16 protein-coding genes are annotated in these 19,613 nt (G+C 64.4%); 9 read left to right on the plus strand and 7 right to left on the minus strand.

Features of this window, described 5'->3' with window-relative positions:
- Window positions 1-47 precede the first annotated feature (47 nt).
- A complete protein-coding gene (locus FG93_RS11690; RefSeq protein WP_043234635.1) occupies window positions 48-1,157 on the plus strand; it encodes an aminotransferase class I/II-fold pyridoxal phosphate-dependent enzyme in 1,110 nt (369 codons plus the stop codon).
- A gap of 5 nt (window positions 1,158-1,162) precedes the next feature.
- Window positions 1,163-2,515 carry a M20/M25/M40 family metallo-hydrolase gene (locus FG93_RS11695; RefSeq protein WP_043234637.1) on the plus strand — a complete coding sequence of 451 codons (1,353 nt, stop codon included), beginning with the start codon at window positions 1,163-1,165 and terminating at the stop codon, window positions 2,513-2,515.
- Between the two features lie 28 nt (window positions 2,516-2,543).
- On the opposite strand, the gene FG93_RS11700 is transcribed toward FG93_RS11695, so the two are convergent.
- From FG93_RS11700 to FG93_RS11715, 4 genes are all read right to left on the minus strand, one after another.
- Window positions 2,544-3,536, minus strand: a complete 993-nt coding sequence (locus FG93_RS11700) for a hypothetical protein (protein WP_052513651.1) — start codon at window positions 3,534-3,536, stop codon at window positions 2,544-2,546.
- A complete protein-coding gene (locus FG93_RS11705) occupies window positions 3,529-4,146 on the minus strand; it encodes a transcriptional regulator (RefSeq protein WP_052513652.1) in 618 nt (205 codons plus the stop codon). Before FG93_RS11705 ends, FG93_RS11700 begins: the two co-directional genes overlap by 8 nt.
- Window positions 4,147-4,171: 25 nt before the next feature.
- Complete coding sequence (locus FG93_RS11710; RefSeq protein ID WP_043234639.1) at window positions 4,172-5,287, minus strand: aminotransferase class I/II-fold pyridoxal phosphate-dependent enzyme; 1,116 nt, start codon at window positions 5,285-5,287, stop codon at window positions 4,172-4,174.
- A gap of 251 nt (window positions 5,288-5,538) precedes the next feature.
- The gene (locus tag FG93_RS11715) at window positions 5,539-8,586 is read right to left on the minus strand and encodes an aminotransferase class III-fold pyridoxal phosphate-dependent enzyme (protein ID WP_043234745.1); all 3,048 of its coding nucleotides are present in this window, start codon (window positions 8,584-8,586) and stop codon (window positions 5,539-5,541) included.
- Window positions 8,587-8,726: 140 nt separating this feature from the next.
- On the opposite strand from FG93_RS11715, the gene FG93_RS11720 reads away from it, so the two are divergent.
- Window positions 8,727-9,161: an Lrp/AsnC family transcriptional regulator gene (locus FG93_RS11720; RefSeq protein WP_043234747.1), complete on the plus strand. Its 435-nt coding sequence runs from the start codon at window positions 8,727-8,729 to the stop codon at window positions 9,159-9,161.
- 21 nt (window positions 9,162-9,182) lie between these two features.
- On the opposite strand, the gene FG93_RS31185 is transcribed toward FG93_RS11720, so the two are convergent.
- A complete protein-coding gene (locus FG93_RS31185) occupies window positions 9,183-9,635 on the minus strand; it encodes a protein-tyrosine phosphatase family protein (protein ID WP_152579404.1) in 453 nt (150 codons plus the stop codon).
- A gap of 244 nt (window positions 9,636-9,879) precedes the next feature.
- Between FG93_RS31185 and FG93_RS11730 the strand changes: the two genes are divergently transcribed.
- From FG93_RS11730 to FG93_RS11740, 3 genes are read left to right on the plus strand one after another with little or no spacing between them, the layout of a single operon-like run.
- Window positions 9,880-11,037 (plus strand): amino acid ABC transporter permease, encoded by a 1,158-nt coding sequence (locus FG93_RS11730; RefSeq protein ID WP_161783811.1) that lies wholly within the window; start codon window positions 9,880-9,882, stop codon window positions 11,035-11,037.
- Window positions 11,038-11,039: 2 nt separating this feature from the next.
- Window positions 11,040-12,137 carry an amino acid ABC transporter permease gene (locus tag FG93_RS11735; RefSeq protein ID WP_043234640.1) on the plus strand — a complete coding sequence of 366 codons (1,098 nt, stop codon included), beginning with the start codon at window positions 11,040-11,042 and terminating at the stop codon, window positions 12,135-12,137.
- A gap of 25 nt (window positions 12,138-12,162) precedes the next feature.
- Entirely contained in the window at window positions 12,163-12,849 is a 687-nt protein-coding gene (locus tag FG93_RS11740) for a GntR family transcriptional regulator (protein ID WP_052513655.1), read from the plus strand.
- On the opposite strand, the gene FG93_RS11745 is transcribed toward FG93_RS11740, so the two are convergent.
- Both FG93_RS11745 and FG93_RS11750 read right to left on the minus strand, forming a co-directional pair.
- A complete protein-coding gene (locus FG93_RS11745; protein ID WP_152579405.1) occupies window positions 12,825-13,289 on the minus strand; it encodes a phosphatase in 465 nt (154 codons plus the stop codon). The genes FG93_RS11740 and FG93_RS11745 overlap by 25 nt on opposite strands.
- Window positions 13,290-13,646: 357 nt before the next feature.
- Window positions 13,647-14,690 (minus strand): transporter substrate-binding domain-containing protein, encoded by a 1,044-nt coding sequence (locus FG93_RS11750; protein WP_043234641.1) that lies wholly within the window; start codon window positions 14,688-14,690, stop codon window positions 13,647-13,649.
- 286 nt (window positions 14,691-14,976) lie between these two features.
- On the opposite strand from FG93_RS11750, the gene pepT reads away from it, so the two are divergent.
- The 3 genes from pepT (at window position 14,977) to FG93_RS11765 (ending at window position 19,612) form a co-directional block, all read left to right on the plus strand.
- Window positions 14,977-16,233 carry a peptidase T gene (gene pepT / locus FG93_RS11755; protein ID WP_043234644.1) on the plus strand — a complete coding sequence of 419 codons (1,257 nt, stop codon included), beginning with the start codon at window positions 14,977-14,979 and terminating at the stop codon, window positions 16,231-16,233.
- Window positions 16,234-16,475: 242 nt separating this feature from the next.
- The gene (locus tag FG93_RS11760) at window positions 16,476-17,225 is read left to right on the plus strand and encodes a helix-turn-helix transcriptional regulator (protein ID WP_052513657.1); all 750 of its coding nucleotides are present in this window, start codon (window positions 16,476-16,478) and stop codon (window positions 17,223-17,225) included.
- Between the two features lie 233 nt (window positions 17,226-17,458).
- Window positions 17,459-19,612: a TonB-dependent siderophore receptor gene (locus tag FG93_RS11765; protein ID WP_052513658.1), complete on the plus strand. Its 2,154-nt coding sequence runs from the start codon at window positions 17,459-17,461 to the stop codon at window positions 19,610-19,612.
- Window position 19,613: the final 1 nt, after the last annotated feature.

Below are 19,613 nucleotides of genomic sequence, written 5' to 3' on the forward strand. Positions count from 1 at the left end.
CCGTTCCAAGGGGCCGCAGCCTTCCCGTTCGATGGAAGGAATGAACCTTGAAATTCGACATCTTCCAGATGGAGCGGAACCAGACGCTCTTCGAGAACGAGGTGGAGATCAATCTCACCGAAAGCGGCGTTCACCCCTGGGCGATCGAGGACATCCTCGCGCCAAGCGAGATGCAGGATCTGCTCAAGCTGCCGCTGGGCTATGGCTGGACCGATGGCCGGCCTGATCTGAGGGCGAATATCGCTTCCTGGTATCCGGGAGCCGGGCCATCCAATGTTCTGGTCACCAATGGCTCCTCCGAGGCGACCATGATCGCGCTGATGACGCTCGTCGAGCCGGGCGAGCGCATTGTCTTTGCCGTACCCAATTTCATGCAGGTGGACGGCCTTGGCCGCGCACTCGGTTTCGATGTCCAGCGTCTTGAGCTGAGTGGCGACAATGGCTGGCAGATCGACCCGGCCTGCCTCGATGCAGCCGCATCGGGGGCCAAGGTGATCGCCGTCACCAATCCGGCCAACCCGACCGGCAGCGTGCTGACGCAGCAGAGCCGCGACGCTCTTGTCGCTGCGGCAAGGCAGAGTGGCGCCTGGCTGTTGGTGGACGAGATCTATCGCGGTGGCGAGATCGACGGGCCGGAGACCCAGACCCTCTGGGGCACCTATCCGCGACTGGTGGTGACGAGCAGCCTGTCGAAATCCTTCGCCTGTCCGGGTCTGCGCCTCGGCTGGATCGTCGCACCCGTCGACGTGGTTGCCGGCGCCGCGGAGCGTCAGGACTATACGACGATCGGCAGCGGCATCCTGAGCCAGATCCTTGCGGCAGCCGTCATGAAGCCCGACACGCGCGGCCGCCTCCTGTCGCGCGGGCGCGATCTGCTGCGGACCAATGCCGATCTCGTCGGCGACTGGATGTCGCGTCATCCCAGCTGGTCGTGGAAGCGGCCCGAGGCTGGCGGCATGGCCTTCCTGCGCTATCCGCTCAACCTGCCGTCCGAGGAATTCTCCCGCCTGCTTCGCGAGGAGGAAAGCGTCTTCGTCGTCGCCGGCAGCTGGTTCGGGATCGAACAGCACATCCGGATCGGCATCGGTGTGCCAACCGAAACGCTCGCCGAGGGGCTGAAGCGCCTCGACCGGTTTCTGGTCCACCACGCGGGGTGAATGCAGTGGATGACGCGGTCAGCCGTGGGCGGGACGATCTTGCCCGTCTCGTCGCCATTCCCTCGGTCAGTGCCGAGGGGCGCTGCCTGAACGAGGCGGCGACGCTGGTCCGGGATCTTCTCGACGAAGCTGGCTTCGTCACCGAGATCCACCCCGGCTCGGTCGGTCCCTTCGTCGTCGGTACGGCTGGCGAGGGACCACTGACCGTCGTGATCTACAATCACTCCGACGTGCAACCGGAGGGCGACGAGGCGCTCTGGCTGAGCCCGCCCTTCGCCCTGACCGAGCGCGACGGTCGCCTTTTTGGCCGCGGCGCTGCCGACGACAAGGGCGAGTTCGCCAGCCGTCTCGCCGGCTGGCGCCGCTTCCGGGCGCAGCAGGGCGGGTCGCTTCCGTTCCGGCTGATCTGGATCGTTGATGGCGAGGAGGAGATCGGAAGCCCGTCGCTCGATGGCTTCCTGGCGAAGCGCTTCGCCGGTGAACGTGCCGATCTGTGCTGGTGGGAGTTCGGCGAGATCGATGCCTCTGGCCGGCCCGTCATCCTGTGCGGCTTCAAGGGCATCACCGCGATCGAGCTGCGCTGCCGCACCGCGAGAGGCGACCTGCATTCGAGCTACGGGGCGGTCTACGACAACGCGCTCTGGCGCATCTGCGCTGCCGTCGCGTCCATGCGCGATGCCGCAGGGCGGATCACGATCGATGGCTTCTATGAGGATGTGCGGGCGCCGTCTGCTGCCGAGCGCACTGCCGCACTGTCACCGCCCTTCTCGCTTGCCAGCGTCAGTGCCGCAACGGGCGGAGAGCGTACGCTGAGCGGCGTCGACGGCCAGAATTTCTTCTCCGCGATGAATTTCGCACCTTGCCTCAACGTCAACGGCATTGGCGGCGGATATCATGGAGAGGGAGCCAAGACGGTGCTGCCCGCGGAAGCCTTCGCCAAGCTCGATTTCCGGCTTGTGCCCGATCAAACTCCGACACGCGTCGTCGAGCTCGTGCGGAGCCATCTCGAACGCATCAGCATGGCGGATATCGAGGTCATCGTTCACGACGCCATTGTCAGGCCGGTGCGCAGCGACGCCGGTCACTGGTTCGTCGCCGCCTGCGCGGAGATTCTCGAAACTGAATTCGGCCGCCCCGCGATCGTCCAGCCGAGTTCCCCGGCGTCGGGCACCGCCCACCCCTTCATCGATCATCTCGGCACCGACGTGTTCGGGATCGGCCTCACCCATCACGGGGCGCAACTGCATGCGCCGAACGAGAACATCGAGATCGATCATTTCGAACGGATGGTCGCGGCGTCAGCCGCCATCTTTCAGATGCTGGCGCGCCGCGCGAAATCGGACCAGGCCTCCTTCTAGCGCGACCTGCAGCAATTAATTAGCCGGCTTATTTCGATCTGCGCACCGGATCTCGGGCCGGCCTCGGTGAGGCGCCGCAGCCTTCAAGGACGACGCGTGCGATCGCGATGTCCTGAACGGCAAGCCCGGTCAGATCAGCAATCGTGATGTCGCGGGCGTCGTTACGCCCGATCGCGTTTCCGGCAAGGACCGCACCAAGTTCGACGCAAGCTCTGCCCTCGATCAGTCCCTCGCGCGCCGCGGCGGCGAATTCGCCATGGTCGAGGCATTGATCGAGGGAATCGGCGATTCTGATATCGGCAGCCGCAATGAGGCCGCTCTCGAGCTCCTGCTTGCCTGGCGCATCTGCGCCCATCGCCGTGATATGCGTGCCCGGGCGGATCCATACCGCCTTGAGCAGAGGGCTCGTGGCCGGCGTCGTCGTGATGATGGCGTCCGCCTCGGCGCAGAGAGCCTCAGGTGAAGTCGCGAGGGCAACAGCGATGCCTTCGCGCAGCAGTTCCGCCCGCACCGCTTCAGCGCGCTCCGCAGAACGGGCCCAGATCGCGAATTGCAGCGCTCGTTCGCGCATGAGATGGGCGGCAGCACGGATCTGAAAGCGGGCCTGCGTGCCGGCACCGACAATGCCGATGCGGCGCGCGTCGCTGCGGGCTCCGGCCCTGGTCGCAATGGCACCGGCGAGCCCGGTGCGCAGATCGGTCAGCCAGCCCTCATCACGCAGGATCGCCACGACTGCGCCGGTCTCGGCCGAGAGCGCGATCATCATGCCACTGCTGGTCGGCAGGCCACGCCGCGGATTGTCGTAAAAACCGGTCGCGATCTTCACCACGAAGATCGGGTCCCCGGTGATGTGACCGAATTTGATATGGCAGTCGCCGTGATGCGCGGGAAAGCCGAGATAGCCGACGGGCGGCATCTGCACCCGCCCTGCCGAGGCAGCCTTGAACCCCTCCTCCAGTGCCAGGATGGCCCGGTCGAGATCAATGGCGGCTTCGATCTGGGCCCGTGCCAGATCAAGCATCGGTCGGTCCGTTCGCCTGATTCAGGTAGTTGTAGACGGTGGCGCGCGCGAGCCCGAGGACACGTGAGATATAGGCTGCAGCCTTACGTCCGCCAAAGGCGCCGCTCGCGGCAAGGTCGGCCACCAGTTGCCGCTTCTGTTCGCGGCTCAGCGCGGTGACGATCAGGCCGCGCTCCTGCGTCCATTGCTGGATATATTCGTTGATGCGCTCATGCCAATCCTCCTTGAACAGGACGGGCGGCTTGTCGGCTCCGGCAGGCACGGCCACGAGTGCGCTGAGCGTCTGCATCACCGCATGGAAGTGCGAGACGTCGACATTGATGCACAGCACGCCGATCGCCGCGCCATTGGCGGTGAGGATGACGCTGATCGATTTGATCCGGCGGCCGTCCCAGTTGATCTTTTCATAGGGACCGATCGTCGTCTCGGCCGCGTCAAAACCGATCTCGTTCAGGAGCGACGGCTCGCCCAGCACGCGCTGCGAGAAGTTGCCGGCGATATGGACCACGGTCTGCAAGCCGAGATCGTGCAGCACGACCTCGGCATAGGGACGGAACAGCAGGGCGACGGCGTCGCAAATCGGCGCATAGGCCATGAGTTCAGTCGGCATGATCCAGGTCCTTGGCAGCCCCGGTCTAGCGCGGCTGCGACTTCAGATAGTCGCTCAGGCGTTCGAGACCAGCCTCCAGGTGATCGCCCGGAGCCCCGATTCCGATACGGATATAGCCGTCGAGACCATAGACATCTCCGGGCAGGAGCATGATGCCGCGTTCCTCGCGCAACCGATGCACGAGCTCCGTCGAGTTCATCGAATGCGCATATTTCACGAAGGCCATGCCGCCGGCCTTGGGTGGAACGAAGGAGAAGAACTCGCTGTTGCGCTCGACCCAGTTGGTCAGGAGCGCCAGGTTCTGCCGCAGGATGGTCTTGCTGCGCTGCAGGATCTCGGCGCGCTTGGCCGGTTCGACGACGATGCGGGCGACATACTCGCTGATCGCGCTCGTGGTGATCGAGGTATAGTCCTTGCGTTGCCAGGCGGCGTAGATATCGGCGGCTGGGCCGACCAGCCAGCCGATCCGCAGGCCGGGCAATGCCATCGCCTTCGACAGGCCGCTGGTGATGATCGCCTTTTCGTAGAGGTCGGCGAAGCTGGGCGGTTCGTCGCCCTCGAGCTCGGCGCCCTTGTAGACCTCGTCGGCATGCAGATAGGTGCCGTGCTGGCGGGCAATCGCGACGAGCCCGTCCATCGTCTCGCGCGAAAGCAGGCTGCCGGTCGGGTTGTTCGGGTGGCAGATCGTCATCAATTTGGTGCGAGGCGAAACGGCCTTGCGGACGTCGTCGAGATCCGGGGTCCAGCCCAGCTCCTCGCGCAGCGCGACTTCCTTCACCGTGACCCCGATCGCCCGGGCCCAGCCCCAGATCTGCAGATAGTTGGGCACGAAGACGACGATCTCGTCGCCAGGCTCGAGCAGCGACATCACCATCAGGAAATTGGCCTCGGCCGAGCCATTGGTGACGATGACCTCGTCGGAGGTCCGACCGCGATAGAGCCGTGCCACCGCTTCGCGCAACTCGACGGCCCCGTTCGTCCAGCCATAGCCCAGTTCGACATCGAGCAACGCATTGCGCTGGCCGTCGTCGAGCAGTCCGTTCAAGCTGTAGGGATGAACGCCGCTATCCGAGAGATTGAACTCGACAGTGTTCTCGTAAAGCGACTGGATCCGCTCCAGGCTGAATTCTTCGATCTTCATGACGCTCGTCCAAACGCGGGTACGAGCTTCTAGCACAAGCAAAGAAGACAAAAAAGTCTAAATTAGAAGTATCGTCTAATTCGCGTGATAAGCTGTCTTCGGCGTCAGGGCAGGGGAGTACGCGGATCACCATCGCAGCAGGATTGCGCAGGCGCACCCAAGATTGCGGTGCCCCGGCGGAGGTTGCCCACCGCCGGGCCTGTATCAGCGAGCTACACGCCTCGTCCTGATCGGTGCGTCGATCAGCGGCTTCAGCCCAACGTGTCGCGCATGGCCTCATCCAGGGTCTCGAGCAGGATGTCGGCATGCTCGCGCCGGAAGGTCATGGGGGGGCGGAGCTTGATGACGTTGTCGAAGGGGCCGTCCGTCCCCATCAGCACGCCGAGCTCCCCGGCCCGATTGACGATGGCCGAAGCGGGTTCACCGGCATGCTCCTTGGTTGAGCGGTCCCGCACGAGCTCAAGACCAAGGAACAGGCCCCGCCCGCGCACGTCGCCAATGATCGAATGACGATCCATCAGCTTGCGCATGCCGGCGAGGAGATAGTCACCCTGCTCCACGGCGTTCGGCAGGAGACGCTCTTCTTCGAGCACGTCGAGGACGGCGAGCCCCGCCGCGCAGGACACCGGATTGCCGCCGAACGTATTGAAATACTCCATGCCGTTGGCGAAGCGCTCCGCGATCTCGCGGCGCATCGCGACAACGGCAAGGGGATGGCCGTTGCCGATCGGCTTGCCCATGGAGACGATGTCCGGCACGACACCGTGTTCCTCGAAGGCCCACATCGTTTGACCGACGCGGCCAAAGCCCACCTGAACCTCATCCGCGATGCACAGGCCACCGGCGCGACGGACGGCGTCATAGATCGCACCAAGATATCCCGGCGGCAGGAAGACCTGCCCGGCGACGCTTGGGATCGTTTCGGCGATGAAGGCGGCGGGCGCATGCCCGTCCTTCACAAGCCGGTCGATGATCCCGCAAGCATACTCGCCATAGCGCTTGCCGATCTCGCCTTCCGGCCAATCCGCCGGTGCGCGATAGGGATCAGCGACGGGCAGCACATGCGTATGCTCCGGCCGCCCGCTGCCTCCCTTGCGCTTGAACTTGTAGGGGCTGATGTCGATCAGACCCTGCGTGTGGCCGTGATAGGCCCAGTCCAGGACGATCATGTCGCTTCGGCGCGTATGGGCTCGCGCCGCGCGCAGGGCGAGTTCGTTCGCCTCGCTCCCCGTGCACACCACGAAGAACGTATCAAGCTCGCGCGGCAGCGTCTTCGCCAAGCGTTCCGTGTAGTCGATGATGTTGTCGTGGAGATAGCGCGTGTTGGTGTTCAGGCGCTGGGCCTGCCGCGTGATCGCGTCCACCACACGCGGGTGGCAATGCCCGATATGGGCGACGTTGTTATAGCAATCGAGATGGGCGCGGCCGGTCTCGTCGATCAGCCAGACATCTTCGCCGCGAACCATCTTGAGCGGCCTGCGGTAGGAGAGCGAAAGATTGGGGCCGAGTCGCTTCTTGCGCGCCGCCTGCAGCGCATCCTTTTCCTGCCCAGACCTGTCGAAGGTCTCCGGCGGCAGGCCCGCGAAATCATAGGGCGAAGGAAAGAGGTCGTCCCAGACGCCGCGGAATGCCGCCTCGCCAACGCCCGGAATGACGCTGACGTCGTCATAATCCGAGGCGACGAGTTGCAGATGGAGATGCGGTATCCAGCCGCCATTCTCTGCGTAGTCACCAAGCCGCGCGACACTGGCGCCGGCCGGCAGTTCTTCGCCCACATGCCGGTCGCGAACCGAAGCATGGTCCAGGTGCCCCCAGAGGCTCCGGAAGCGCAGTCCGGGTTCCGGCTCATGCTCGAGCAGCAAGAGCCCGCCATAATCTTGCGGCGCAGGATTGATCGTTGCGGCCACGACCCTTGCCGGCAGCGGGGTGAAGAGCGGCGTACCCGCAGGCGCAAAGATATCGAGGCCAAGATGGATGTTGCGGCGCACGCCATCGATCAGGGTCGAGTCGAAGAAGGGCGCCGTATAGACGGTGCGCAGTTCGCCATGCGGCCCGAGGCCGAGCGTAAAGCCGTGTTCTCTCTGCAGATCGGCATAGGCCCGATCGGCGGTCGCATGATCCTGCGCCGCGCTCGCCCGTGCCAGTGGCGCCTCGGGATTGCCGAGATCGACCACATGCTTCTGCTGGCGCGCCGGATGCGGCTGCATGAGCGGCGCCAGCTTCCTGCGGTTTGCGGCCAGCCAGCCCCGCAGGCGCCCCGCGCCGGGCGTCGCTTCGAGGCCACAGGCATTGCGCAGGATCGCCGTGGCGATACGGCGATCGACCTTGCCGAGCCGCTCCAGGAGAATCCAGGCCGGCCTTTCGCTGACGAGGAGATAGGGATTCTCAACCGCTTCGGCGTGGCGCGTCGCCGAAATCGACACGCTCACCGCCAGCCGTGCGGCGATCAGATCGATCAGGATGTCGAATTCCGCGTCCTGCAGCGGCAGTTCCGCGTGGTAGCCTGCGGCGACCGTGGCGGCGGTTTCGATCGGGCTCTTCTCGCCGAGCATCGCGTAAGTGCAGGCAACGGCGAGCTCGGCGATAAGCGGCGAATGGGCCGCGTCACCAAAATCGATAAGGCCTGCGATCGCGCCCTCAGCCGGATCAGCGACCAACAGGTTCCAGTCATTGGCGTCATTGTGGATGACACCATGGCGCAGTCGCCTGAGCGTCGGCGCGACCCGGGAATCATAGGCGTCGAGCACGCTCTCCAGGCAGCGCCGCTGCGCCGCATCGGCCACATGAGACAGGCGCTGGCGCGCACGCGGCGTCTCGCGGATCTCCCAATCAAAGGCGACATGCGCGCCGGGATGGCCGAAGCTGCCGAGCACCCGATCGAGCTGCCCGAGGACACGGCCGATATCGCGCAGCGTTTCCGGCGTCTTGGCAACCTCGGCCAGCGGCGTGCCAGGGAGATAGGTGACGAGACGGACGCAATGACGCTCGCCGCCGCGGCCGGTCAAAAGCCCGAATTCCAGCCCATCGCACGTCGGCACCACTCGCGGCGTCGGCAAGGTCGGATCGTTGATTTCGACATGCCGCAGCAGCGCGGTCTGGAACTCGATCGCGGTCGGAGGCTCTGCCGCATTGACGATCTTGAGGATGAACCGCTGCCCATCGTCCCCGCGAACGTCAAAATTCTGGTCGCGTTCGCTGGGCAGGCCATCGAGGCGGCCGACGACGCCGAAGCGCTTCCGCAAGACCTCCGCAGCTTCCTCGAGGGAGAATGTCGGGCGTGGGTGATTGACGAAGGTCATCGCAGGCTTTCCGAATTGTCGCTCCACCATCAATCTGACATTGATGCTGTGGCGGCCGCGCTGCTCCAATTGGCGGTTTTGCCGCCATTGTGGCGGTAGCAACCTGCTATCGCCGCCACACCGATATCTGCGAGCCCTTGATGGCGATGGACGAAAAGAACGCGAAGATTCTGCGGCTGCTCCAGGACAATGCGCGGCTGCCGATCAAGACGATTGCCGGAAGCGTCGGGCTTGCTCGCAGCTCCGTGCGCGAGCGCATCGCCAGGATGGAGACGGACGGCACCATCCGCGGGTACAAGGCAACCGTCATGGAAGGCAGTTCAGGTGCCGACGCGTTCCGCGCCTTCCTGATCATCCGCCTCGCCAAGACGCCGGCACGCGACACAGTGGATCGCATAGCCGTGCTCCCAGCGGTCAGACGGTGCTACTCTATCGGCGGCGAGATCGACGTCATCGCCGAGATCGAAGCGGAGACGACCCGTGCGTTGAATTCGGTGCGTGACGAGATCGCATCGATGCCGCATGTCGCCGACCTGACGACCGCGATCGTGCTCGCAGACGAGAAGCCAGCCTGAGCGGTCGACAGAAGCCGGCGCTCAGGCCTTCGTCACGCCCGAGCCTCGACAGCCCGCATCACAGGACCGAGCATGAGCGATCAGGTATTCGACCTGCGCCGGGGTCTCGATCGCGCCGGCTGCGTGCTCATGCCGGATTTTTGCGATCGCGGCATCCGCTTCGAGGCCACTTTCAATGAGAAGCAGTGCCGCGACCGTTCCGGTGCGCCCAAGCCCCGCCTTGCAATGGATGGCCCAGTTCTCCCCCGCCACGAGACGACGCAACAGCGCAAGCCTCTGCCAGTCCTCGGCGAAGGCCGCAGTCGGCGCGCTGTAGTCCGGAATGGCCGCATGGGCCCACTCCAATCCGGCATCCCGGACAGCCATTGAGAACAGCTCTTTCTCGCAGGGCAGTTCATGCGCCTCGACGAGGCTGAGAAGCCCGCCGGCTCCGAGCCTGGCGAGATGATCCAGATCCTGGGCGAGTGACAGCATGGAATCGGCGCCTGGCAAGAGGCGCCCTCGCCACAGTCCCGGACAGGGGGCCAGCACCAGCGTTCCGGCGATTCCGGGCAGCGCGATGATCGATGCTGGCCTCGCGGCTGACTTGTCCAAACGGCACTCTCCGAGGCTGAGCGCAAGGCCCGCAATGCCCATTGATTGACTCGGTGATATAGCTGTGTACAGCTATATCACTATGGAGTCCATGTCAGCCCCTCGGCCCAAAGCAGTCAGTTCCATGTCGCCTCCGCCACGGATATTGCGAGAGCAACTCGCGGCGGTGCTCTGGCCGGCGGCGACAGTGCTCGGCATCGTACTTCTCGGTCTCCTCGCTGCTCGCAATGTCTCCGCGAACCTCGCGGCTGCGGGACTGGAGATCGACTTCTCGTTCCTCTGGCAGGAAGCGGGTTTCGATGTCAGCGAAAGCCTGATCGGCTATTCGCCCCGCGACACCTATGCCCGCGTGCTGCTCGTCGGCATCTTGAACACCCTCGCGGCTGCAGCCCTCATCCTCGTTCTGGCAAGCGGTATCGGGCTGTTCGTCGGCATCGCCATGACCAGCTCCAACTGGCTCGTGCGCACCTTGGCGCGCACCTATGTCGAGTTGTTGCGCAACCTGCCGAAGCTGCTGATCGTGATCGCGCTCTATGTCGCGATGGTGCGCAGTCTGCCCCATATTCGCTCGGCCTGGACCAGCCCCTTCGGCGCGATGCTGAGCAATCGCGGTCTCGTGCTGCCCTGGCCGATCATCGACCAGGGCGGCCAGGCGCTTGCGATCGCAGCCTGCCTCTGGCTCGTCGGAGCGCTCCTGTGGATCCGCGCCGCCCGGCTACATCAGGACCGCACAGGTGAGCTCCGCCCGGTCTTCCTGCCCGTGGTCGCTGCGGCGGCAAGCCTCTACGCCGCGCTCGACCTGACAGATACACTGCATATCACCTGGTCGGTGCCGAAGCTGACAGGCTTCAACGTCTCCGGGGGCGTGAGCCTGTCCTTGCAGTTCACCGCCCTTGTGGTGGCCCTGTCGGTCTATCACGGGGGGCAGATCGGCGCGATCGTGCGTGGCGGGATCATCGCCACCTCGCGTGGACAGCGCGAGGCCGCGCAAGCCCTGGGTCTCGACTGGTTGAAGACGATGCGGCTCATCGTGCTGCCCCAGGCACTGCGCGTCATCACGCCGCCGCTCGGCAATCAATACTCCAACCTGCTGAAGAACACCTCGATCGCGCTGGCGATCGGATACTCCGATTTGCTGAGCGTGGTGAGCACATCGGTGAATCAGACATTCCGCCCGATCGAACTCATGGCGCTCGTGGCCGCCTTCTTCCTGATCGCGAACTTGCTGATCTCGGCCTTGGTGAACTGGTGCAACCATGCCTTCCGGCTGAAGGCGCGCTGAGAATGACGCTGACAGTCGAGATGGCCGCCCGCTCGCATGCCCCTTCCCGGCAAGGGTTAGCGCCCATTCTGGGCTGGCTGCGCCAGAATCTGTTCTCGGGCTGGTGGAACGCAGCCCTGACCGTCGTCACGCTCGCCCTTCTGGTCCTGCTCGCCTGGGGCGCGCTGACTTGGATAGTGCTCGAAGCGGTCCCGTTCTCCGGCAACCGGGGCGACTGCCTGAATGCCTCGGGAGCCTGCTGGGCATTTCTCAGCGAGAAGGCCAATCTCGTCCTGACCGGGACCTACCCGGCCACCGAGCGCTGGCGCGCGCATCTCGCCTCCGGCCTGATCACCATAACAATCCTCGTCTTCGCGCTGGTTCCGATGAGGCTTGCGATCCGGGCAGCGATGGTGGCGGGCACCGCAGTGCTCTCCTACCTGCTTCTGCGCGGCGGCTTCGCAGGCCTGCCCTTCGTCGAATCCCACCGCTGGAACGGCTTGCCCCTGATGCTGTTCCTGTCTGCCTTCACGATGGCCGCGGCGTTTCCGCTCGGCATCCTGCTGGCGCTGGCTCGCTGGTCGCAGCATCGCGCGCTGAACCTTGCTGCCGTCGCCTATATCGAGACGGTGCGCGCCATTCCGATGGTCGCAGTCTTGTTCGCCGGCATTTTCGTCTTGCCGCTGCTGCTGACGCGAGGCGCGACCATAGAACCCGTCGCCGCGATCCTGATCGTGCTGACCCTCTTCTATGCGGCCTATTTCGCGGAGGACATTCGCGGCGGCTTGCAGGCGCTGCCAAAAGGACAGGTCGAGGCGGGGGCCAGCCTCGGCCTCACCGCCGCGCAACGCATCCGCCTGATCGTGCTGCCCCAGGCCTTGCGTACGGCCGTCCCCGGCATGACGAACACGATCATCGGCAGCTTCAAGGATACTTCGCTCGTCGCCATCGTCGGCATGCATGATTTGCTTTCGACAGCCCGCATGGCATATGCCGATCCTCTCTGGCAGGCCTATGCTTTGGAGGCGAACATTGCGATCGGGCTGTTCTATTTCCTCTGCTGCTGGATGATCTCCGAACGGGCACGGCGACTCGGGCACGGCGCCGGCAAGCTCGGCTGAGCCCGGCCTTGCGACAGGGAGAGCCATGACGATCGAACTCACCAGCCCCGAGGCGCAGCAGCTTCGCCAGATGGTCCGCTCGCGCAACGACGTGATCTTCGAGATCGTGCGCGACCGCATCTGCCTGCGTGAATATGACGAAGGGCATGTCATTCACGAAGCGGCACTCGCCGCGGAGTTCCACGTCAGCCGGACACCGATCCGACAGGTCCTGCAGCGACTTGTCTACGAACAGCTCGCGGAGACGCGAAACGGCGTCGGCACCATCGTTTCTTATGTCGATCACCACGCCGTCGACATGCTGCGCTTCCGCATCGGTCTGACGGGCCTGATCGCCGATCTCGTGCCGCTGCAGGTCCCCGCTTCGCTCAGATCCGACTATGCTCGCTTGCGTTCATTGGCCGAAGGACTGCGTGACACATCCCCGGTCAAGGATGTCTGGGGCGTCTGGCGCGCCCACCACGAGGCACGCAACGCCTTGATCGGCGACGAGGCGCTGCGCCAGATGGACGACATGATCTTCTTCCGCATCGCGCGAAGCTGGGTCAGCTGGCTGAAGCGCGATCCGGGGCTCGTTCGTGCCTTGCTGGTTCAGGAAATCGCGGCGACCGCCGAGAAGACCGAAAGCCTGCCGGCATCGGAGCTGTTTCGCCTGCATGCGGCGCATCTCGAATTGCTGCTCGCTCGCTATGGCGAGGACAACAGCAGGTAGGAGACCTGGGCCTCGCTTTCGATTGCGCCCGGCCGAGCAGCACGCACCGCAGCAATGGCGTCCTCCGGCGGCATTCCGGTCTCGATCAGCACGCGCGCGGCCATCATGCCGCTGCGGCCATATCCGGCGAGACAACAGAAGGCGACACCCCGGCCGAGGCGCAGCTCGCCAAGGATCGCCTGGGCCAAACGCGGCCAGTCCAATGTCTCGTCCGGCGCGAAGAAGTCCGCGACAGGCGCGCAAAGCAAGCGGATCCCGCGCAGCTCCGCAGCGCGCTCCAGATGTTCGCAGTCATCGGCATCGCATTCGGCCTGGTCCAGGAGACTGATCAGGAGCGTCGTTCCGCTCGCCTTCAGAATGTCGAGAACCTGCTCCTGCTGATCCGCGTCGATGGTCCGTTCGCCACGCCGGAGGATGACGAGCCCCGGCAGCGGCAGCATGCCCACGGCTCCGGCATGCCCGCGGACCGTAACCCATGCCGGCTCCTCCTCCATGCCCGCCCCCCCTGCAAAACCTTGCCGGATCCAGTGTTCCGATCGCGGCCGACTAGAGGCGGATCAGGCGGCACTGTCCAGAACAATGGCATCGGCAGTCCTGGCGCACCGGCCGGGAAAGTGGGGTTGCGACTGGGAAAGCCGATGCAAGCGCAGAAGGTTGGTTCATCGGATCGGACATGACATCCGGTCCGATGACCCACACGGACATGCGAAGGCAGGGCGAAAACATGTTCCGGTTCGCCGAGCGATCAGCGAGCCGGTGGAGAGATGCGCAGCAGGGTTGCGGCTGAACAGCAGCCGTTAGCGAACCGGAAACGCGAAGATCAAGCCGCCATCCCTAGCGAGGCGGTTCGGCGACGCGGAACGGTCCATGGCGAGGGGCGAGCCCTTGCCGATATGCTTTTCGAAGACCTCGCCGTAATTGCCGACCTGCTTGATGATCTGCGCGCTCCAATCGGGACGCAGGCCAAGCTTCTTCGCCATGTCCGCAGTCGGCCCGGTCGGGGAGATCAGCCGCTGCTCATCGACGGGCAGATCCTTGAGCGAGGCGAGTTTGGCCTCGATATTCTGCGAGGTGATACCGAATTCCTCCGCAGCAATCATGACCTGGACACCCCAGAAGAGGGTCTTCTCCAGCTCCGTATCCGGACGCGACACGAGGGCGAGCGGCTCGGTGGCCGAACGTTGGGGAACGATCACGTAGTCGTCGGGCTTAGGGGCCAGCAGGCGATCGGCGGCCAGGGCCGATACCGAGCTCGCCACCGCATCGCATTTTCCGGAGAAGAAGGCCTGCAGACGTGCAGTCTTGTCCGCGATGTTCTCAACCTTGTAGGGCAGCTTCGCCGTGCCGAACCAATCGGCGAGATAGAGCAGCGTCGTCGAGCCCTCTTCGGCACAGACGGTCGCGCCGGACAGGTCGGCGAGCTTCGTCATGCCAAGGGATTTCGGCACCATGAAGCCCTGCCCGTCATAGAAGGTCGTCGTCACGAAGGACACGCCGGGATCGGCATCGCGGGTACCGGTCGCGGTGATGCCGCGCGAGGCAATGTGCGCGCTGCCGCTGATGATGGCTTTCAAGCTGTCGGAGAACCCGATGCCGCGCAGCTCGGCCTTGGCGCCATCGCCGAAGACCGCAGCCGCCGCCATGCGGCAGAAGTCGACATTGAAGCCGCGGAATGCACCTTGGCTGTCCGGGACGGAGAAGCCGGGTGAATTCGGGTTGACCAGGCAGACTATCTTTCCGTCCTGCTTGATCTTGTCGAGGACGGGACCGGCCTGCGCGCCCGGCGCAGCGGCAAGCAGAACAGCCGCGGACAAGGCCATGCGGAGCACGTGAAACGCCATATCAATCCCCCTCTTCCCCTTTGGAAGCTTGTAGCTATCTACCTGTATACAGCAACGCAGCAACCCGTCAAACCTGCGGAGTCGCTCACCACCCGCCGCCCTGGCACGGTCCGGATTGCGGCCCGTGAGGGTGAGGCCAGCCGCGCCGGCACTGTCCTGCAGCCGCCATTGCGTTAGGTTCGACAGCATGAGCCGCGAACTGGCCCGTTGCGGCCGTTCGGGGAACGGAAACGCCGATAGGTCGCCTGACACGGCGTGGGAGCCTCGATGGGGAAATGGAGCAGGAATGAGCATTCGCGAGCAACTGGTCGAGCGGCTCTTCCGCTATCTGGCGGTCGAGAGCCAAAGTGACGCCACAGCGACGACGCTTCCGACCACACCGGGCCAGCAGCGGCTCGCCGCATTGCTTGCAGACGAACTGCGCGCACTCGGACTTGAAAAGGTTGTGCTGGACGATCACGCCACCGTCACCGCGATGAAGCCGGGCACCAGCCCGGGCGCACCGAGGATCGGTTTCATCGCGCATCTCGACACGATCGACACCGGCCTCTCGCCGACGATCCGCCCGCGCATCCTGCGCTTCGAGGGCGAGGATCTCTGCCTGAACCCGGAAAAGGACATCTGGCTTCGCGTGGCGGAGCATCCCGAGATCCGCCCCTGGATCGGCCAGGACATCATCGTCGGCGACGGTACGAGTGTGCTCGGAGCCGACAACAAGGCGGCGATTGCGGTTATCATGACGCTGCTCGAAGAGCTCGGCGCCGAGAGCCGGCACGGCGACATCCTGATCGCCTTCGTCCCTGACGAGGAGATTGGCTTGCGCGGTGCGAAGGCGCTCGACCTCGCCCGTTTCGACTGCGATTTCGCCTATACGATCGATTGCTGCGAACTTGGCGAGGTCGTGATCGAGAACTTCAACGCCGCTTCAGGCGACATCGTCTTCACGGGCGTCACCGCCCACCCGATGTCGGCGAAGGACGTCATGGTGAACCCGCTCCTGATGGCGTTCGACTTCGTCAGCCAGTTCGGCCGCGCGGAAACGCCCGAGCGAACGGATGGCCGCGACGGCTATTTCTGGTTCAACGATATCGTCGCCAATGCCAGCGAGGCGCGCCTTCGTGTCTTGATCCGCGACTTCGACAGGGAGCAATTCGAGCAGCGCAAACGACGTATCGGCGAGGTTGCCGACCTGATCGCCGCGCAATATCCCAAGGGCCGCGTCGACTGCCAGGTGACCGATACCTATCGCAACATCCATGACAGCCTGGGCGATGACCGCCGCTCGGTTGACCTGCTCTTCGCCGCCCTGGAGGCGCTGCGGATCGAGCCGAAGCTGATCCCGATGCGGGGCGGAACGGACGGCGCGGCGCTTTCGGCCAAGGGGTTGCCGACCCCGAACTTCTTCACCGGCGCATATAATTTCCACTCGCGCTTCGAGTTCCTGCCTGTGCCTGCCTTCGAGAAATCATGGGAGGTCGCGCGCATGATCTGCACCTTGGCAACTCAGCCAAACGGCCCACTCAAGATGATCCGCCCGGATTGAAGGGGACCGCCCTGAGCACCGTCGGGCGCAAAAAGATCATTAGAATTCTTATAAAATATTGATATTGCAGAGATTTATCTTTTTCGTCTATGACAACCCCAGGGTACCGACGCCATGGGGCAGGAATGGACGATAGGCTGGATCAGGATCGGTCGCCGGCTTCGATGCAGCTATTCTCGAAGCGGCTAAGGGTTTCCGCCGGGACGTTTCAGCATGGGCGGGGCGAGCAGGTAATTGGGCCGATGAAGCGAGGGCTCAAGGTCGCCGTCATGCTGCAGGGACACCAGTCCTACGAGCTCGACGACAGGCCGCCCCTGACCATCAACGGCCCGATGCTGCTGGTCGCCGCCAATGACGGCGATCATGTCCAGAAGCGGACCTGCCTGTCGGGCGAGGGCGTGCGCTGTGCGATCGTACAGCTTGATGCCGACTTCGCGCAGAACGAACTCGGCGCCAGCTTCTCCGGTCTGCTGGGACAGATGCAGGGCGACGGAGTCGGGCCGGGACTGTGGGCCCGCGCCGCCGGCGCCGATCTGCGCGGGATTGCGCTGCAGATGGCCGAATGCCGGATCGAGGGCTCGATGCGCAGTCTCTACATGGCCGGGAAAGCGCTCGAACTCGCGGCCACGGTTGTGGATCGGATCGTCAACGAGCGCCCGCTGCGGGCTGCGCGCCTGTCACCGCGAACGGTCGAGCAAATTCGCGCGGCGCATGCTCTGCTACTCCAGGCGGCGTGCAATCCCCCGACGCTGGGAGAACTCGCCAGGAACACGGGCCTCAATGTCACCAAGCTGACAGCCGGATTTCGCCAGCTCTATGGGGCGAGCGTCTTCGACTATCTCCAGGCGTACCGCCTGCAGCAGGCTTACGAGCTGATCCGCAGCGGTGAGAAGAGCGTCGCCGAAGCCGCCTATCATGTCGGCTACAACCCCGCGCATTTCTCGGGAATTTTTCGGAAGCGCTTCGGGGTTCTGCCCAGTTCATTGCGCTGACGCTACCCCGCCGAATTGCTGGCAACCGATTGGAAGTCTTCAAAACTCATTCGAAAGAAATACTGCGGGCAGCCAAAGTCGATCCGATTGCCCTGCTTGTTGTGCTGATCGAGAAGAAGGCCGCAATACGGCGAGGCATCTCGATCATGTATACATGTCACTCGAGCAAGGATGGATCTTGGTCGATCCGAGCGGCAGGCGCTCGTGTTTGCTTCTGGCGTCGTGCCAGGAGCGTGGCGCTCGCCGGCGTCGCTCTCGGTGTCCTGCCGGTCGCGGTCGCGGGTCCGGCCATCGCTCAGGGCGCGGCCCCCACCCTGTCGCTCGACACGATCGAGGTTCAAGGTGCGACCGAGAAGGCCAATGGGCCGGTTGACGGCTATATCGCGCGCCGCAGCGCCAGCGGCACCAAGACCGACACCCCCCTGATCGAGACACCGCAATCGATCACGGTCATCCCGCGCGAGCAGATCGACGATCAGGCCGCGCAGAGTGTCGGCCAGGCGCTTCGCTATTCCGCCGGCGTGCTCGCCGAGACGCGCCTGTCGTCAGGCCGTTACGACAGCACCTTCATCCGCGGCTTCGGCGGCAGCGGCTCGAATGCCGGCTTCATCAATTTCCAGGACGGCCTGCGTGTCCAGCGTGGCGTGAATTTCCTCGTGCCGGCCATTGAGCCTTACGGCCTGGAGCGGATCGAGGTGCTGCGCGGCCCGGCCTCCGTGATCTTCGGACAGGTCAAGCCCGGCGGCCTGGTCAATCTGGTCAGCAAGCGACCGACGGACCAGGCCTTTGGCGAGATCCAGGCCCAGATCGGCTCGTACCAGCGCCGTCAGCTTGCCTTCGACATCGGCGGGCCGGTGAACCCGGACAAGACAATCCTCTACCGTATCGTCGGGCTGGGCAGGGCTGCCGACACGCAGGTCGACTTCACCAAGGAGGAGCGCGTCTACATCGCGCCCTCGCTGACCTTCCAGCCCAGCGCTGCGACGAGCCTGACCATCCTGACCTCTTTCCAGCGCGATCCGGAAACCGGCTTCTACGGATTCATCCCGGCAGTCGGCAGCGCGTTGCCCAACCGCAATGGCCGCATTCCGACCAGCTTCTTCCCGGGCGAGCTCCAGTATGAGGGGTATAGCCGAAACCAGATCGCAGCAGGTTATGCGCTCGAACACCGCTTCAACGATGTTTTCAGCTTCCGCCAGAATCTGCGGTACACGGACCTCGAATCGCGTTTCAGGACCGTCGCTGTGGCAAGCCTGGGCGCAGACCAGCGCACCCTGACGCGCCGCGTGACGGCATCGAACGAGAAGGCCAGGACCTTCGGCATCGACAGCCAGCTCCAGGCCGATTTCCGCACCGGGCCGCTGACTCACAAGGTCCTGCTCGGCGTCGACGGCTACTGGATGGACGGCACCGCCTTCACCGGCGCGGGCGGCACCGTCCAGACCCTGGATTGGGTCAACCCGGTCTACGGACGCACGCCCTTTGCAGTCCCCGCCCTGCCCGGCACCGCACAGGAACAGACGCAGTTCGGCGTCTATCTCCAGGACCAGATCAAGCTCGATCGGCTTTCGCTCCTGGTCGGCGGGCGGTTCGACAACACCAGAAGCCGCACGCGCGCCCTCACCAATGGTGCACTGACAAAGCAGGACGACGAGGCCACGACAGGCCGCGCCGCTCTGATGTACAATTTTGACAACGGCCTGGCGCCCTATGCGAGCTATTCGACCTCGTTCGAGCCGGTTGCGGGCACGACCTTCGGCGGTCCGCCCTTCAAACCGACCGAGGGGGAGCAATATGAGGTCGGCCTCAAATACGCGCCGCCCGGCTATGACGCCTTCATCCAGGCAGCCGTGTACCAACTCACCCAGACCAATGTGCCGACGGCCGATCCTGTCAATGTCGGCTTCCAGATCCAGACAGGCGAGGTGCGGGCGCGTGGTTTCGAGATCGAGGGTCGGGCGAAACTGTTCGACAGCCTCGATCTGATCGCGGCCTATGCCTACACCGATGCCGAGGTGACGAAGAGCACCGGCGTCGACCTTGGCAAGCGGCCGACGGTCGTCCCCCGCAACATGGCTTCACTCTGGGGCCACTACACCTTCAATACGGGCCTGTTCGCGGGCTTCGCTTTGGGCGCCGGCGTGCGCTATGTCGGCGAGGGCGCGGGCGATCCAGGCAACACCTTCAAGACACCGGACTATACCCTGCTCGATGCGGCCATAAGCTATGATTTCGGCGTCAGGACCCAGTCGCTGAAGGGCTGGAAGGTTCAGGTCAACGCCCAGAACCTGCTGGACAAGGACTATGTCGCGGGTTGCTACGCGCTGACCCAGTGCTCGTTCGGTCTGCGCCGAACGGTGCTTGCCACCCTGTCGTACAGATGGTGAG

It is taken from the genome of Allobosea sp. LC85 (genome assembly GCF_000735605.1).
Taxonomy (GTDB): domain Bacteria; phylum Pseudomonadota; class Alphaproteobacteria; order Rhizobiales; family Beijerinckiaceae; genus Allobosea.

Excerpts from the sequence above, each read along its gene's own strand:
- FG93_RS11715 (WP_043234745.1), bottom strand. The coding sequence starts at position 8,586 with ATGACCTTCGTCAATCACCCACGCCCGACATTCTCCCTCGAGGAAGCT.
- FG93_RS11710 (WP_043234639.1), bottom strand. The coding sequence starts at position 5,287 with ATGAAGATCGAAGAATTCAGCCTGGAGCGGATCCAGTCGCTTTACGAG.
- FG93_RS11750 (WP_043234641.1), bottom strand. The coding sequence starts at position 14,690 with ATGGCGTTTCACGTGCTCCGCATGGCCTTGTCCGCGGCTGTTCTGCTT.
- FG93_RS11740 (WP_052513655.1), top strand. The coding sequence starts at position 12,163 with ATGACGATCGAACTCACCAGCCCCGAGGCGCAGCAGCTTCGCCAGATG.
- FG93_RS11745 (WP_152579405.1), bottom strand. The coding sequence starts at position 13,289 with ATGCTGCCGCTGCCGGGGCTCGTCATCCTCCGGCGTGGCGAACGGACC.
- pepT (WP_043234644.1), top strand. The coding sequence starts at position 14,977 with ATGAGCATTCGCGAGCAACTGGTCGAGCGGCTCTTCCGCTATCTGGCG.
- FG93_RS11700 (WP_052513651.1), bottom strand. The coding sequence starts at position 3,536 with ATGCTTGATCTGGCACGGGCCCAGATCGAAGCCGCCATTGATCTCGAC.
- FG93_RS11705 (WP_052513652.1), bottom strand. The coding sequence starts at position 4,146 with ATGCCGACTGAACTCATGGCCTATGCGCCGATTTGCGACGCCGTCGCC.
- FG93_RS11760 (WP_052513657.1), top strand. The coding sequence starts at position 16,476 with ATGAAGCGAGGGCTCAAGGTCGCCGTCATGCTGCAGGGACACCAGTCC.
- FG93_RS11730 (WP_161783811.1), top strand. The coding sequence starts at position 9,880 with ATGTCGCCTCCGCCACGGATATTGCGAGAGCAACTCGCGGCGGTGCTC.
- FG93_RS11735 (WP_043234640.1), top strand. The coding sequence starts at position 11,040 with ATGACGCTGACAGTCGAGATGGCCGCCCGCTCGCATGCCCCTTCCCGG.
- FG93_RS11720 (WP_043234747.1), top strand. The coding sequence starts at position 8,727 with ATGGCGATGGACGAAAAGAACGCGAAGATTCTGCGGCTGCTCCAGGAC.
- FG93_RS31185 (WP_152579404.1), bottom strand. The coding sequence starts at position 9,635 with ATGCTGTCACTCGCCCAGGATCTGGATCATCTCGCCAGGCTCGGAGCC.